Genomic DNA, 15373 nt, shown 5'->3' on the forward strand with positions numbered 1-15373 from the left:
AACGCTGATTTTATAAAGCCCATAACGAACATGGCCACCGTGACGCCCCGCGCGACCAATGAAAGCCTGCATCCGACGATCGGCGCTGCCCGGCTGACGCTCGGCAATCGCATCCTGCTCAGCTTCGGCGTGCTGTTCGTGCTGATGCTGGTGACAGCCGGCGTCTCCTACGAGCGACTGCGCGCGATCAACAGCGAAGCCGTCAGCATCGAGCGCGACTCGCTGCCCGGCGTCTACCTCGCGTCGTCGCTGCGCGCGGCGGTCAACGAAACGTTCGTCATGCTGCAGCAGGCGACGTTCGTCGAGACCGATCCCGATGCCGTGCAGCGCGATCTCGCGAAGATCTCGGATGCGACGAAGCAGGTCGAAGCGCTGTCGGTCGACTACCAGGCGTCGATCTTCCGCGACGACGACCGCGCGCGGTTTGCGACGTTTCGCGGCGCATACGATCGCTACCTGCCGCTGTTGACGGATGCGGTACAGAAGCACCGCGGCTCGCGCGACGAAGCGATCGCCGCCTACGCGAAGGTGTTGCCGGGGTGGGCCGAGGTCGTGCAGGACGCGAACATCATGGTCCAGGAGAATCGCAAGTTCGCGGACCAGTCCGCGAGGGTGATCCGCGAATCCGTGCAGGACACGGAAGTCGTGCTCGTCGGCGCGCTGACGATCATGCTGCTGTCCGCGCTCGGGCTCGGCTACCTGCTGTACCGCTCGGTCACCGTCCCGATGGCGCGGCTCGTCGAGGTGCATGACGTGATGCGCACCGGCAACCTGACGCGCCGCCTCGACCTGCGCCGCCGCGACGAATTCGGCACGCTCGAGACGGGCTTCAACCGGATGGCCGACGAGCTGACCGAGCTCGTCGCCCGCGCGCAGCAATCGTCGCTGCAGGTGACGACGTCGGTGGCCGAGATCGCGGCGACGTCGCGCGAGCAGCAGGCGACCGCGAACGAAACCGCGGCAACGACGACCGAGATCGGCGCGACCTCGCGCGAGATCTTCGCGACGTCGCGCGACCTGCTGCGCACGATGAACGAGGTGGCCGGCGTGGCCGAGCAGTCGGCGACGCTCGCGGGCGTGAGCCAGAGCGGGCTCACGCGGATGGGCGAGACGATGCGCAGCGTGATGGACGCGGCCGGTTCGGTGAACGCGAAGCTCGCGATCCTCAACGAGAAGGCGCTGAACATCAACCAGGTGGTCGCGACGATCACCAAGGTGGCCGACCAGACCAACCTGCTGTCGCTGAACGCGGCGATCGAGGCCGAGAAGGCCGGCGAATACGGCCGCGGCTTCGCGGTCGTCGCGACCGAGATCCGCCGCCTCGCCGACCAGACGGCGGTGGCGACCTACGACATCGAGCAGACGGTGAAGGAAATCCAGTCGGCGGTGTCGGCGGGCGTGATGGGGATGGACAAGTTCTCCGAGGAAGTGCGCCGCGGGATGCTCGACGTGCAGCAGGTCGGCGGGCAGCTGTCGCAGATCATCGCCGAGGTGCAGACGCTCGCGCCGCGCTTCCAGATGGTCAACGAAGGGATGCAGACGCAGGCGAACGGCGCCGAGCAGATCACGCAGGCGCTGTCGCAGCTGTCGGAGGCCGCGCAGCAGACGGCCGAGTCGCTGCGCCAGTCGTCGCAGGCGATCGACGACCTGACGCTCGTCGCGAACCAGTTGCGCACCAGCGTGTCGCGCTTCAAGGTCGACGCGTGACGCGCGCCGACCCGCAGAACGGCGCCCACGCGCTGTTCCTGATGTTCGAGCTCGATGGCGGGCGCTATGCGCTCGACGCAGCCGGCATCGACGAGGTGCTGCCGCTCGCGGTCACGAAGGCCGTGCCCGGCGCACCCGACTGGATCGCCGGGCTGCTGATGCGCGGCGGCCAGCCGGTGCCGGTGATCGACGTGCCGATGCTGGCGCTCGGGCGCCGCGCCCATGCGCTGCGCTCGACGCGGCTCGTGATGGTCCGCTACCGCGCGGACGAAGCGGGCGGCGAGCGCACGATCGGGCTGATCGTCGAGCGTGCGACGCAGACGATGCGGATCGACCGCGCGGCGTTCCGCTCGAGCGGCATCTCGACCGCACGCACGCGCTGGCTCGGGCCCGTCGCGAATACGCCCGATGGCGTCGTGCAGCAGGTATCGGTATCCGACCTGGTCGACGACGTCGCGCGCCTGTATCTGTTCGACGGCCAGCCGGGCCACGGGGGAGAGTCCGCATGAAAGAGTCCGAATCGCGATTTCGCGGCTGGCTGCTGCGCGAGACCGGCATCGACCCCGATTCGCTCGGCAACGATTTCCTGACCCGCGCGCTGACGGAACGCGTGCACGCGCTGCAGGCGGACGGCGAGCGCCTGCTGTCGGCGGCGCGGCCGCCCGTGACGCAGGACGCGCTCGACGCCTACTGGCAGCAGCTCAACGCGTCGGCCGACGAGCGGCGTGCGCTGATCGAGCTGTTCGTCGTGCCCGAGACCTGGTTCTTCCGCGACCGCGAGGCCTTCGCGACGCTCGCGCGGCTCGCGACGGAGCGGCTCGCCGCGCTGCCCGGCCGCGTGATCCGCGTGCTGAGCGCGCCGTGCTCGACGGGCGAGGAGCCGTATTCGGCGGCGATGGCGCTGCTCGACGCCGGGCTCGACCCGGCCAGCTTCACGATCGACGCGATCGACCTCAGCGCGCGCGCGATCGAGCAGGCGCGGCTCGGCTGCTACGGGCGCAATGCGTTCCGCGGCACCGCGACGGAGTTTCGCGCGCGGTACTTCACGCCGACCCGCGACGGCTGGCTGCTCGACGAGCGCGTGCGCGCATGCGTGCAGTTCAGTCAGGCGAACCTCGTGGAACCGGCCGTGGATACCGGCATTCGCTACGATTTCGTGTTCTGCCGCAACGTGCTGATCTATTTCGATCGCGACGCGCAGGATCGCGTGATCCGCTCGCTCGACGAGCGCCTGGCCGACGACGGCACGCTGTTCGTCGGGCCGGCCGAAACGGGCGTCGCGATGCGGCACGGGATGCGCTCGGCGCGCGTGCCGCTGGCGTTCGCGTTTCATCGCGAGGCCGCCGCCGCGCCCGACGTATTCGCGGCCCGGCAGGCGGCACCGCTGGCGGCGGCAGCGCCGTACCGGCGCGCGGAGCGTTTCACGGTTGCACCGCTCGCGGCGACGCGCTCGGTGCTGGCGGTCGCGCCGCCGGCCTGGCTCGACGACACACGCCAGCCGTTCACGGCGCCGCCGCCGGCCACGCACGCGGCCGCGCTCGACGCACGGGGCGACCTGCCGGTGACGGCGGCCGAATCGGCCGAAGCGGCCGGGTCGCTCGCACCGGTGGCGGAGCGACCCGCGCCGACGCTGGAAGAGGCACAGGCGCTGGCGAATGCCGGCGCGTTCGACGAGGCCGAGCGCGTGCTCGCGCAGTTCTCGGCGCGCGTCGGGCCGCATGCCGATGCGTTCTACCTGAACGGGCTGATCGCGGATGCGCGCGGCCGCGCCGCGGAAGCCGGCGACTTCTACCGGAAGGCGCTGTACCTGCGGCCCACGCACCACGAAGCGCTGACCCATCTCGCGACGCTGCTCGACGTCGGCGGCGATCGTGCGGGCGCGCAATGGCTGCTCGAGCGCGCACGGCGCTCGGCCGGCTGACAAGACCATGGGTTGGGGACCGACACCGTGATGACCAGAGGATTCCATGAACCGCGCCGCCGCTGCCTTTGACGAGACGACGATCGACGTCGACGATTGCTGGAACCGGATCGGCACGCGCGGCGACCGCACGTGCGAGCGGCTGAACGACTGCCTGCGCTGCCTGAACTGTTCGGTGTATGCATATCACGCGGCGAAGCTGCTCGAGCGTCCGCTCGACGGCGCCGAGATGGCCGACACCACGCGCCGGATGAGCGCGCCCGGCGCGCCGCACCTGCACGACGCCGACGCCGACGCGCACCATGCGGCGCTGGCGTTCCGTGTAGCCGACGAATGGCTCGCGCTGCCGATCGGCGTGCTGCGCGAGATCGCCGGCACGCGCCCGATCCATTCGCTGCCGCATCGGCGCAATTCAGCCGTGCGCGGCGTGGTCAACATCCGTGGCACGCTGCGCATCGCGATCTCGATCGGCGCGCTGCTCGGCCTCGATGCCGGCAAGGGCGGCAAGGGCCGCAATGACGGTGACGACGACCGCTTCACGCGGCTGCTGGTGGCGGCGCACCAGGGCGAGCCGGTCGTGTTTCCGGTCGACGAAGTCGAGGGCGTGCTGCGCTTCGGCGCCTCCGACTGGGTGCCCGTGCCGGCGACGGTCGGGCGCGCGAGCGCCGGCCTGTCGCGCGGCGTGCTGTCGTGGCGCGGCAAGTCGGTGGGCCTGCTCGACGACGACCGCCTGTTCGACGCAGTCACACGGAGCATGCGATGAGCGGCGATGACGACCTGAGCCACCTGTCGCTGCTCGAGCTGTATCGCGAGGAGACGCGCACGCAGACCCAGGCGCTGTCCGAGCGGCTGCTCGCGCTCGAATCGGGTGAACCCGATTCCGTCGCGCTCGAAGCGTGCATGCGCGCCGCGCACTCGCTGAAAGGCGCCGCGCGCATCGTCGGCGTGCCGCTCGGCGTCGACATCGCGGGGCGGATGGAAGAGTGCTTCGTCGCCGCGCAGGCCGGCACGATCGCGCTGACGGCCACGCACGTCGACGTGCTGCTGGCGGGCGTCGATCTGCTGGTGCGCGTCGGCGATCCGCAAGGGCAGCCCGTCACGCAGACGGAGATCGACGTGTTCGCGGCGGCGCTGACCGGCGCAGACGGCGCGCAGACGATGCAGGCGGCGGCCGCGGTCCCGCCGCCGGTGCCGCCGTCGATCGTCCCGTATCGGGAGCACGACGGCGCCGCGAACGAACCCGTCGGGGCGAGCGCCGCGGTGCCGCCGCTTGCGGTATCGGGCGGCGTGCCCGATCCTGCCCAGGCCGGCCGCGTGGCCGGCGCCGGCGCAATGCGCCGCGTGCGTGCGGACACGCTGAACCGGCTGCTGAGCCTGTCCGGCGAATCGCTGGTCGAATCGCGCTGGCTCAAGCCGTTCGCCGAATCGATGCTGCGCGTGAAGCGCGCCCAGCGCGACGCGGCCCGGTCGCTCGATTTGATGTACGAACAATTCGCCGACGATCTCGACGCGGGCATGCTCGCGTCGATGAACGAAGTGCGGCACATGCTCAACGACCTGCAGCGTTCGCTCGCCGAGCGCATGGACGAATTCGACCGCTTCGAGCGGCGCAGCACGCATATCGCCGAGCAGCTGTACGACGAAGCGCTGCAGTGCCGGATGCGGCCGTTCGGCGACGCGACACGCGCGTATCCGCGCATCGTCCGCGATCTCGCGCGCTCGCTCGGCAAGCAGGTGCGTTTCTCGATCGTCGGCGAGGGCACGCAGGTCGATCGCGACATCCTCGACCTGCTCGACGCGCCGCTCGGCCACCTGCTGCGCAACGCGATCGACCACGGCGTCGATTCGCCCGAGGCGCGGCGTGCGCGCGGCAAGCCGGCCGAGGCGAGCGTGACGCTGGAGGCGCGCCACAGCGCCGGCTCGCTGCTGGTCAGCGTGATCGACGACGGCCCGGGCGTCGACATGGACGCGCTGCGCGCGGCCGTCGTGCGCCAGCGCCTGACCGACGACGAGACGGCCGCGCGGCTGTCCGATCCGGAACTGCTCGAATTCCTGCTGCTGCCGGGCTTCTCGATGCGCGATGCGGTGACCGACGTGTCGGGCCGCGGCGTCGGCCTCGACGCGGTGCAGGAGATGGTGCGCGGCGTGCGCGGCGCGGTGCGGATCTTCAACGAACCGGGCGCGGGCATGCGCTTCGTGCTGCAGTTGCCGCTCACGCTGTCGGTGATCCGCAGCCTGCTCGTCGAAGTGGGCGGCGAGCCGTATGCGTTTCCGCTCGCACACGTGCGCCGCACGCTCGAACTCGCGCACGACGACATCGACGTGCTCGAAGGGCAGCCGCATTTTCCGTTCGACGGCCGGCGCGCGGGCCTCGTCGCCGCGCACCAGTTGCTGGACGCGGGCGAGCCCGACGTCGCGCGCACGAGCACGGCGGTCGTGGTCGTCGGCGGGGAGCCCGAGTTGTACGGCGTGGCGGTCGACCGCTTCCTCGGCGAGCGGATGCTCGTCGTCCAGCCGCTCGACAGCCGCCTGCACAAGATCCAGAACATCGCGGCCGGCGCGCTGCTCGAGAACGGCGACCCGGTGCTGATCGTCGACGTCGAGGACCTGATCCGCTCGGTCGACAAGCTCGTGCGCGGCGGCCAGCTCGCGCGGCTCACGCGTGATCCGCAACTCGCGCTCGCCGACCGGCGCCGCCGCGTGCTCGTCGTCGACGATTCGCTGACGGTGCGCGAGCTCGAACGCAAGCTGCTGGAAAAGCGCGGCTACGACGTGACGGTCGCGGTCGACGGGATGGAAGGCTGGAACGCCGTGCGCAGCGATGCGTTCGATCTCGTCGTCACGGACGTCGACATGCCGCGTATGGACGGCATCGAGCTCGTCACGCTGATCAAGGGCGATCCGATGCTCAAGCGCTTGCCGGTGATGATCGTGTCGTACAAGGATCGCGACGAGGATCGCCGTCGCGGGCTCGATGCGGGCGCCGACTACTACCTCGCGAAGAGCAGCTTCCACGACGAAGCGCTGCTCGATGCCGTGCACGACCTGATCGGAGATGCGCGGGGATGAACATCGGCATCGTCAACGACTTGCCGCTGGCCGTGGAGGCGCTGCGCCGCGTGATCGCGCTGCGCGCGGACCACCGCGTGCTGTGGGTCGCGACCGACGGCGACGAGGCGGTCGATTTCTGCGTTGCGCATCCGCCCGACGTGGTGCTGATGGATCTCGTGATGCCGAAGGTCGACGGCGTCGCCGCGACGCGCCGGATCATGGCGCGCGCGCCGTGCGCGATCCTGATCGTGACGGCGAGCGTCAGCGCGAACACGTCGTCGGTGTACGAGGCGATGGGCGCCGGCGCGCTCGACGCGGTCGATACGCCGACGCTCGCGCTCGGGCTGTCGACCGATGCGTCGCCGCAGGCGCTGCTCGCGAAGATCGACCAGATCGGCCGGCTGCTCGAAAGCCGCAGCGCGGCGCTCGTGCCGCCGGGGCCGACGCCCGAGCGCGGCCAGCCGACGCTCGTCGCGATCGGTGCGTCGGCGGGCGGGCCGACCGCGCTGACCGCGCTGCTGCGCGCGCTGCCGGGTGATTTTCCGGCGGCGATCGTGATCGTCCAGCACGTCGACCAGGCGTTCGCGCTCGGGATGGCCGAGTGGCTCGACGGCTATACGCGGCTGCCGGTGCGCGTCGCGCGGCAGGGCAGCATGCCGCAGGCCGGCGAGGTGCTGCTCGCGGCGACCAACGATCACCTGACCTTGTCGCCGCGCGGGGTGCTCGGCTATACGCGGCATCCGGTCGAGACGCCGTACCGGCCGTCGATCGACGTGTTCTTCAACAGCGTCGCCGACGGCTGGCAGGGCGAGGCGTTCGGCGTGCTGCTGACGGGCATGGGGCGCGACGGCGCGCTCGGCCTGAAGGCGATGCGCGCGAAAGGCTGCTACACGATCGCGCAGGACGAGGCGACCAGCGCCGTCTACGGGATGCCGAAGGCGGCCGCGGCGATCGGCGCGGCGTCGGCGATCCTGCCGCTCGAGCGGATCGCGCCCCAGTTGATCTCGCGCATCACGCGCCCGCTGCGCGACTGACGGCGCCCAGGGGCGTACGCGGCGCCGTGCCGTGGCCGCATTGCGGGCGGCGCGGGGCGTCGCGTACAATGGCGCCCAGCGGAGATGGCATGCCTCCCTGCGGTCGTATTCGGCGCGTTGTTGCGCACGGTGCGGCCCTCAACCGCCGGTTCGCCCGGCTGATGATGCCTGCGTGTTCCTGGGTCGTCAGGAGGTCGCAGGCCGTCCATGCGGGTTTCTGCCGCCCAGGTTTTGATGTTCCGTCGAATCTGGAAATCATGTTTTTCACGACTTCTGCCGATCTTCTCGCGACCGTGCGCTATGTATGCCGCTGGCTCGCGCTCTCGGCCCTGCTCGGCACGCTGGCCGGCACGGCTTCCGCCCTGTTCCTGATCGCGCTCGACTGGGCGACCGGCACGCGCGTCGCGCATCCGTGGCTGCTGTGGGGGCTGCCGGTCGCCGGTTTCGCGACCGGCTGGATCTACCATCGCTTCGGCCAGTCCGTCGCGCGCGGCAACAACCTGCTGATCGACGAGATTCACGATCCGAAAGCGCTGGTGCCGAAGCGGATGGCGCCGCTCGTGCTCGTCGCGACCGTCGTCACGCACCTGTTCGGCGGCTCGGCCGGCCGCGAGGGCACCGCCGTGCAGATGGGCGGCGCGCTCGCCGACCGCGTCACGCAGGTGTTCCGTCTCGATCGGGAGCATCGCCGCGTGCTGCTGATGGGCGGCATCGCGGCCGGTTTCGCATCGGTGTTCGGCACGCCGCTCGCGGGCGCCGTGTTCGGGCTCGAGGTGCTCGCGATCGGACGCGTGCGGTACGACGCGCTGCTGACCTGCGTGGCATCGGCGATCGTCGCGGACGTCGTCTGCCGCGCGTGGGGCGTGCATCACACGGCCTATGCGATTCCGTTCGTGCCGGCCGTGTCGGCGACCGGGCTGGCCGTGACGGTCGTCGCGGGCATCGCGTTCGGCGTGGTCGGGCGGCTGTTCGCGTTTGCGACGCATGCGCTGACCGCTTGGTTCAGGCGCGTGGTCCGCTATGCGCCGCTGCAGCCGGTGCTCGGCGGTCTGCTGGTGGCTGCGGCCGCCACCGCGCTGAACGTGCCGCAGTATCTCGGCCTCGGCATCCCGACGATCGAGGCCGCGTTCCACGGCCCGCTGCCGCTCTACGATTTCGCGGGCAAGTTCGCGTTCACCGTCGTCACGCTCGCGTCGGGGTTCAAGGGCGGCGAAGTGACGCCGCTGTTCTACATCGGCGCGACGCTCGGCAACGCGCTCGGCCAGGTGCTGGCGCTGCCGGTGCCCGTGCTCGCGGGGCTGGGCTTCGTCGCGGTGTTCGCCGGCGCGGCCAATACGCCGATCGCGTCGACGATCATGGCCATCGAACTGTTCGGCGCCGATATCGGCGTGTATGCGATCGTCGCGTGCGTCGTCGCTTATCTGTTTTCAGGGCACGCGGGGATTTACCGGTCGCAGCGTGTGGCGGTGGGGAAGGGGACGCAGGTCGAAGCGGAGTGACATCGGCGTGCGGGGCGGCCGGCCGGATCGTGCTGGCGGAAACCGCTACCCGGTGATCGCGCGGATCACCGGGAACGAGGCGAGCGTTACGCCTTCGGCAGCTTCGCGACGTTCCGCGCGAGCAGTTCCTCGATGTCGATGCCCTTCTCCGCGAGCAACGCGGTGACGACACCGTTCAGTTCGCCGAGCGTCTCCTTGACCGCTTCCCGGATCGTATCGACGACCACCTGCGTGCTGCGCTCGATCTCGATGTTGACCGTGTCGTTGACGCCCTTCGCATCGAAGGTCGTCGCGCGGCGCGTTTCGGGAATCAGCCAGACATCGAACCAGCCTTCGTCACGGTTGACGTCGGACACCGTCAGGCTGCAGCCGTTGATCGCGATATAGCCCTTCGCGAACACATATCGCTTGAACGCCTCCGGCACGCCGATGCGCACCATCCGGTTGTGTTCGGACATCGCGATGTGCCGGATGGTCCCGGTGAAATCCACGTGGCCGGACAGCGGATGCCCGCCGATCTCCGCGCCGTCCTTCGCGGCCCGCTCCACGTTGATGTGCGCGCCCGTCGTGAGATCGGCCAGCGTGGTGATCCGCAGGCTCGGCAGCATCACGTCGAAGTCGATCAGCTCCGGCGAATGGATGGTCGTCACCGTCAGGCAGACGCCGTCGACCGACACGCTGGCGCCGATCTCGATATCGTCGGTAAAGCGCTCCGGGAATTCGATGCTGAAGGTTCTCAGTTCCCCGTGATCGGCGATGCGCTTGATGGTGGCAACGCCCTGGACAATTCCTGTAAACATGGTCGATCCCTAGTCGCAAATTTCCTGGTCGACATGATACGGGATACCGAAAAAGGGCACTCCTCGGCGCGCGGCGCCGGGGCGGCAGGCCTGACGCGCGGACGTAAAAAAGCCGTGCACCTGGCACGGCCTCGATCCGGATCCGTTTATCGACGCGCGCCGGCGGCGATGACCGCACCGCCGGCGCGCGTTGACACGCTTGCATCAAGCCTCGGCCGGCTCGCCCAGCGGCCCGGCATCGTCGTCCGCCGTGCGCCGCGGCGAATCGGCGAGCCCCTTCGCCAGCTCCAGCGCCTGCCGCTCGAACAGCCGGCGATAGATGCCGCCTTCGATCCGGATCAGCGCGTCGTGGCTGCCTTCCTCGATCACCTTGCCGCGATCGAGCACCAGCAGCCGGTCGAGCGCGCGCACGGTCGACAGCCGGTGCGCGACCACGAGCGTCGTGCGCCCGACCATCAGCCGCTCCATCGCCTGCTGGATCAGCAGCTCGCTTTCGCTGTCGAGGCTCGACGTGGCTTCGTCGAGGATCAGGATCGGCGCATCGGCGAGGAATGCACGCGCGATCGCGACCCGCTGGCGCTCGCCGCCCGACAGCTTGATCCCGCGTTCGCCGACGAGCGTGTCATAGCCGTCCGGCAGCGTGGCGATGAAGTCGTGCGCGCTGGCGAGCCGCGCGGCGCGCTCGATGTCGGCCCGGCTTGCATCGGGGCGCGCATACGCGATGTTCTCGGCCAGCGTGCGGTGGAACAGCACGGGCTCCTGCTGGACGATCGCGATCTGGCTGCGCAGCGAATCCTGCCTGACCTGCGCGATGTCCTGGCCGTCGATCGTGATGCGGCCGCCCGACACGTCGTACAGGCGCTGGATCAGCTTGATGAACGTCGTCTTGCCCGATCCCGAGTGGCCGACGAGGCCCACGCGCTCGCCCGGCGCGATGCGCATCGAGAAGTCGTCGTACAGCGGCACCGGATGGTTGCCGTAGCGGAACGTCACGTGCTCGAAGCGGATCTCGCCTTGCCCGATCCGGATCGCCGGCGCGCCGGGACGATCGTCGATGCCGAGCGGCTGGCGTTCGAGCGCGACGAGTTCTTCCATGTCGTTCACCGAGCGCTGCAGGTTGCGGATGTGCATGCCGACGTCGCGCAGGTAGCCCTGCAGCATGAAGAACATCGTCAGCGCGAACGCGATGTCGCCGACGCTCGCTTCATCGTTCGCCCACAGCCGCAGCGCGACGCCGATCATCGCGGCCTGCATCGCGACGAGCATCGCGCCCTGCAACCCGCCGTTGAGCGTGCCGCGCACCCACGTGCGGCGCGTGCGTTGCCGCCACTTGCCGATCACGCGCGCGAGCCGCGCTTCCTCGCGGGTTTCCGCGCCGAACGCCTTCACGACCGCGTTGCAGCTCACGGCATCGGCGAGCGCGCCGCCCATGCGCGTGTCCCACAGGTTGCCGAGCCGCGCGGCCGGCGCGACGATGCCGAGCGATACCGCCACCGTCACCGTGATGTACAGCAGCGAACCCGCGCCGACGACGAGCCCCATCACGGGCCAGTGCGTGCCGAGCAGCACGGTGGCGCCGACCAGCATCGTGACCGACGGCAGCAGCGCGATCAGCACGGTGTCGTTCAGCAGGTCGAGCGCCCAGATGCCGCGCGTGATCTTGCGCACGGTCGAGCCCGCGAAGCTGTTCGCGTGCCAGTCGGTGGAGAAGCGCTGCACGCGATGGAACGACGCGGCCGCGATCTCGCTCATCATCTTCAACGTGAGCGTGATGATGTTCAGGTAGACGCCTTGCCGCAGCACCGTCGCGCCGAGCCCGAGCGCCGCGAGCGTGCCGAACGCGACGAGCGCGGCATGCCACGCGGCGGCGCGGTCGGTCAGGCCGGTCGACAGCGCGTCGACGAGGCGGCCGGCGAACAGCGGCGTGAGCACGTCGGCGAGCGCCGCGAGCAGCGCAAGGCTCGCGACCGTGGCGGTGCGCGCAGGCTGCTTGCGCCAGTAGCGGAAGGTAAAGCCGAAGACGGCCTGGAATGCCTGGCCGCCCAGATGGGAGGTTTTTCTGGTCATTTATCGTTGCCCGGCGCATCGCGCGACGGGACTTTCCGGTTCGGAGAACATCGAAAACGCAACAGCCGGGCCGCGCGAACATCGCGGGCGGAAAACGAAACGGGCTGTCGGGAAACGGCGCGGCTGACGGGTTAGCGGAAAACTCGGGAGCCGGCGCGGACGGCGGGCTGGATCAGCTGCGCCGTGGGACCACGTTCGGGAAGGTGGCTGGCATTCGGAACATCTGCACCTCCCCTGAAGTGAACGGTTGAAAGGACGCCGAAAAGACGTGAAAAGATTCTATCAGCAGTGAAGGGCGCGCCGCAACGTCTGACGAATGCGGCGTTGCAGCGTCGATACGTTAGTATTCAGGGTTTCGGCCCTTCTTTTGCGGCCTTTCTCCAGTGCGGCAGCGCAAGGGCCGGCACGCGCGTCGATTGCGCTTCGGCGTCTGCGGCGCATGTTGCCGCAGCCCGCGCAGATTCACCACGATACATTCCTGAGGAAACGATGAGCGACGTTCAGCAAGGCATCCTGACCCCGATCGATTCGGCGGCCCGATACCTCACTTTCACGATGTCGAATGACGGCAATGTGGCGGCGGCGCTGGCCGCGCTGCGCGAGATCGTCGACGGACGCGACACGGTGGTCGGGTTCGGGCATGCGCTGGCGGCGTACCTTGGGCGCCCGGTGCCGGGCCTGACCGAATTCCCGGCGTTCGCGGTGAAGGACCGCACGCTGCCGGCGACGCCGGCCGACGTGTGGGTCTGGCTGCGCGGCGACGATCGCGGCGAGATCGTGCTGCGCGCACGGGCGATCGAACGCGCGCTGGCGCCGGCGTTTGCGTTGCAGGACGCGGTCGACGGCTTCCGCTATTCGAACGATCGCGACCTGTCCGGCTACGAGGACGGCACGGAGAACCCGGAAGGCGACGAAGCGGTGGCCGCGGCGATCGTGACCGGGCAGGGCGCGGGGCTCGACGGGGCGAGCTTCGTCGCGGTCCAGCAATGGCTGCACGACTTCGACCAGATGGAGCGCATTCCGTCGGGCGACATGGACAACATCATCGGGCGCCGCCGCTCGGACAACGAAGAACTCGACGACGCACCCGAGTTCGCGCACGTGAAGCGCACCGCGCAGGAAAGCTTCGAGCCCGAGGCGTTCATGCTGCGCCGCTCGTCGCCGTGGTCGGACGCGCGTCGCGCGGGCCTCTACTTCGTCGCGTTCGGCTGCTCGTTCCGCGCGTTCGACGTGCAGATGCGCCGGATGAGCGGTGCGGATGACGGGATCGTCGACGGCCTGTTCCGCTTCACGCGGCCGCTGACGGGCGCGTATTTCTGGTGCCCGCCGCTGAAGGACGGCAAGCTCGACCTGTCCGCGCTCGGTCTGTAAGCGCCTGACGGGTTCGACGCAACGGGGGGCCGCGCATCGTGCGCAGCCCCCCGTTTCCTTTTGCGCGGCGATCGTGCGCCGTGTGCTTGCGTGCTTGGCGTGTCAGTTCAACGTCGTGTCGATCCGCGTGCCGCGCTTGATGAACTGCGTGACCGGCGTTTTCTCGCAGATTTCGGCGAGGCGCTGGCGTTGCGCTTCATCGAGCGGACCGTCGAGCGTCACGACGCGGCGCACATACTGCGTGCCGTCGCGATCGGCATGCAGCTCGGTGCGCACGTCGATGCGCGTGGCCGGCCACGTCTTGCGCTGCATGTACATGCGCAGCGTCGCGGCCGTGCATTGCGCGAGGCCGGCCAGCACGAACTCGTACGGCGCCGGCCCGCGATCCTGGCCGCCTTCGCGGGGTGCTTCGTCGCCGGTCAACGCGTGCGTGCCGGCCTGCAGCTGGACGACGTAGTCGGGCGCATCGGCGTCGAGGACGGCGGCGGCATGGATGAGCGACATGGCAAGTCTCCGGTCAGCGGAAAGAGGGAAAGGGAAGCGGGCGCCGCGTGGCGGCGCGCAGCCGCCAGCATACCGCCCCGATCGGGACGGCGTGCGCCGCGCGGCTACGCGTCGGTGACGCTGGCGCTGCTGCGCACGAGCGCGGCGATACGTTCGCGCACCCACTGGTGTGCGCGATCGGCGTCGCGCGATTCGTGCCAGTACGCAAGGAGCGGGAACGGCTTGAGCCGCAACGGCAGCGGCCGCACGACGATCGGCAGCAGCGCGGCCATCCGCAATGCATAAGTGTGCGGCAGCGTGACCAGCAGGTCGCCGGTCGCGGCGATCTGGCAGGCGGCGAAATAGTGCTGGCAGGTGAGCCGGATATCGCGGAAGCGGCCGTCGTTGCCGAGCAGCACGTCGAGCGATTGCGGCTTGCCGAGCGACGACACCGCGACATGCCGTGCCGCGAAATAGTCGCCGCGCCGCAGCGGCTCGTGCGCAAGCGGATGATCGCCGCGCAGCGCGACGACGAGCGAATCGTCGAGCAGGTGTTCGGTGGCGATGCGCGGGCCCGTCGGCACGCGACGATCGATGGCGAGATCGAGATTGCCCGATGCGAGTTCGCGCTCGATGTCGGCCACCGCGATGCGGCGGCTCACGAGCCGCAGGCCCGGCGCTTCGTCGGCGAACGCGGCGACGATCCGCGGCAGCGCGATCGATTCGAGCACGTCGCGAATGCCGACCGCGATGCTCAGGTCGAGCGTCGCGGGATCGAATGCCGACGGGGCGCGCGCGGTGCCTTGCAGGCCCTTCAGGTGCAACTGCACGTCCGCGATGATCGTGCGCGTGCGCTCGGTTGCGACGACGCGGTTGCCCTGCCGCACGAACAGCGGATCGTCGAAATGCGCGCGCAGCCGGTTGAGCGCGTGCGTGACGGCCGGCTGCGTGAGGTGCAGCGCGCGGGCGGCCGCGCCGATGCCGCCATGCACGTAGACGGCGTCGAGCACGCGAAACAGGTTCAGGTCGAGACGGTGATCGGCGGGCACGGGGCGCGGGGGGCGTGGTGAAGGGTGGACCGATTCTAAAGGATGCGCAGGCTACGGATACGGCGGGCTTTCCTGCGTGGCGATCGATGGCACGGGATACGAGTCGATATCGTTCGAGCCGATATTCGGTTGTGCATTTATCCGGATATCCGACGCAATAAGTCGCAATGAAATGCGCGGATTGCGCTGCATGCAATCGTAATAATGGGCGATATCGGCCGGGCAATTCCACAGAGGGCCGCCGGCAAACCGTGACAGCCTGTAGTAATCCGCCATCATGCTGTCCACGTCGGCCATTTCGCGCCAAAGGCGCGACCCGTTCGGCTAAGATGCCGTCGCTTCATATTTCGGGATAGCCGTCCTGTCGCACGCATTCAAACCAAATATAAGC

13 protein-coding genes and 1 riboswitch are annotated in these 15373 nt (G+C 69.5%); of the genes, 8 read left to right on the top strand and 5 right to left on the bottom strand.

The genetic code is table 11. The annotated features are described in order from the left end of the window. Positions 1-30: 30 nt before the first annotated feature. The 7 genes from CFB34_RS07420 to CFB34_RS07450 all read left to right on the top strand — a co-directional run bounded on the left by CFB34_RS07420 (position 31) and on the right by CFB34_RS07450 (position 9212). Positions 31-1707: a methyl-accepting chemotaxis protein gene (locus tag CFB34_RS07420; RefSeq protein WP_039344740.1), complete on the top strand. Its 1677-nt coding sequence runs from the start codon at positions 31-33 to the stop codon at positions 1705-1707. Further along, positions 1704-2216, top strand: a complete 513-nt coding sequence (locus CFB34_RS07425) for a chemotaxis protein CheW (protein WP_089443052.1) — start codon at positions 1704-1706, stop codon at positions 2214-2216. The genes CFB34_RS07420 and CFB34_RS07425 overlap by 4 nt, the downstream gene beginning before the upstream one ends. Continuing rightward, on the top strand, positions 2213-3628 hold the full coding sequence (locus tag CFB34_RS07430; RefSeq protein ID WP_089443051.1) for a CheR family methyltransferase: 1416 nt from the start codon (positions 2213-2215) through the stop codon (positions 3626-3628). The genes CFB34_RS07425 and CFB34_RS07430 overlap by 4 nt, the downstream gene beginning before the upstream one ends. A 46-nt stretch (positions 3629-3674) precedes the next feature. After that, positions 3675-4391 carry a chemotaxis protein CheW gene (locus tag CFB34_RS07435; protein WP_071332975.1) on the top strand — a complete coding sequence of 239 codons (717 nt, stop codon included), beginning with the start codon at positions 3675-3677 and terminating at the stop codon, positions 4389-4391. Beyond that, positions 4388-6697, top strand: coding sequence for a hybrid sensor histidine kinase/response regulator (locus tag CFB34_RS07440; RefSeq protein WP_089443050.1), 2310 nt, complete (start codon positions 4388-4390; stop codon positions 6695-6697). The genes CFB34_RS07435 and CFB34_RS07440 overlap by 4 nt, the downstream gene beginning before the upstream one ends. Beyond that, on the top strand, positions 6694-7713 hold the full coding sequence (locus CFB34_RS07445; RefSeq protein WP_089443049.1) for a chemotaxis response regulator protein-glutamate methylesterase: 1020 nt from the start codon (positions 6694-6696) through the stop codon (positions 7711-7713). The genes CFB34_RS07440 and CFB34_RS07445 overlap by 4 nt, the downstream gene beginning before the upstream one ends. Before the next feature lie 71 nt (positions 7714-7784). Beyond that, positions 7785-7891: riboswitch (Fluoride riboswitch) on the top strand. 79 nt (positions 7892-7970) lie between these two features. Next, on the top strand, positions 7971-9212 hold the full coding sequence (locus CFB34_RS07450) for a voltage-gated chloride channel family protein (protein ID WP_089443048.1): 1242 nt from the start codon (positions 7971-7973) through the stop codon (positions 9210-9212). 86 nt (positions 9213-9298) lie between these two features. Here CFB34_RS07450 and CFB34_RS07455 read toward each other — a convergent pair whose 3' ends face one another. Both CFB34_RS07455 and CFB34_RS07460 read right to left on the bottom strand, forming a co-directional pair. Next, the gene (locus CFB34_RS07455; protein WP_089443047.1) at positions 9299-10012 is read right to left on the bottom strand and encodes a riboflavin synthase subunit alpha; all 714 of its coding nucleotides are present in this window, start codon (positions 10010-10012) and stop codon (positions 9299-9301) included. A gap of 204 nt (positions 10013-10216) precedes the next feature. Further along, positions 10217-12079 (bottom strand): ABC transporter ATP-binding protein, encoded by a 1863-nt coding sequence (locus CFB34_RS07460; RefSeq protein ID WP_089443046.1) that lies wholly within the window; start codon positions 12077-12079, stop codon positions 10217-10219. A gap of 489 nt (positions 12080-12568) precedes the next feature. Here CFB34_RS07460 and CFB34_RS07465 point away from each other — a divergent pair, with 489 nt between their 5' ends. Beyond that, positions 12569-13450 carry a Dyp-type peroxidase gene (locus CFB34_RS07465; RefSeq protein WP_089443045.1) on the top strand — a complete coding sequence of 294 codons (882 nt, stop codon included), beginning with the start codon at positions 12569-12571 and terminating at the stop codon, positions 13448-13450. A gap of 102 nt (positions 13451-13552) precedes the next feature. Here the strand turns inward: CFB34_RS07465 and CFB34_RS07470 are convergent, their stop codons facing one another. The 3 genes from CFB34_RS07470 to CFB34_RS07480 form a co-directional block, all read right to left on the bottom strand. Then, positions 13553-13954: an OsmC family protein gene (locus CFB34_RS07470; protein ID WP_011355890.1), complete on the bottom strand. Its 402-nt coding sequence runs from the start codon at positions 13952-13954 to the stop codon at positions 13553-13555. A gap of 104 nt (positions 13955-14058) precedes the next feature. Next, on the bottom strand, positions 14059-14982 hold the full coding sequence (locus CFB34_RS07475) for a LysR family transcriptional regulator (protein ID WP_089443044.1): 924 nt from the start codon (positions 14980-14982) through the stop codon (positions 14059-14061). 51 nt (positions 14983-15033) lie between these two features. Next, positions 15034-15279, bottom strand: a complete 246-nt coding sequence (locus CFB34_RS07480; protein ID WP_089443043.1) for a hypothetical protein — start codon at positions 15277-15279, stop codon at positions 15034-15036. Positions 15280-15373: the final 94 nt, after the last annotated feature.

The sequence above is a fragment of the Burkholderia sp. HI4860 genome (genome assembly GCF_002223045.2).
Classification (GTDB): Bacteria; Pseudomonadota; Gammaproteobacteria; order Burkholderiales; family Burkholderiaceae; genus Burkholderia.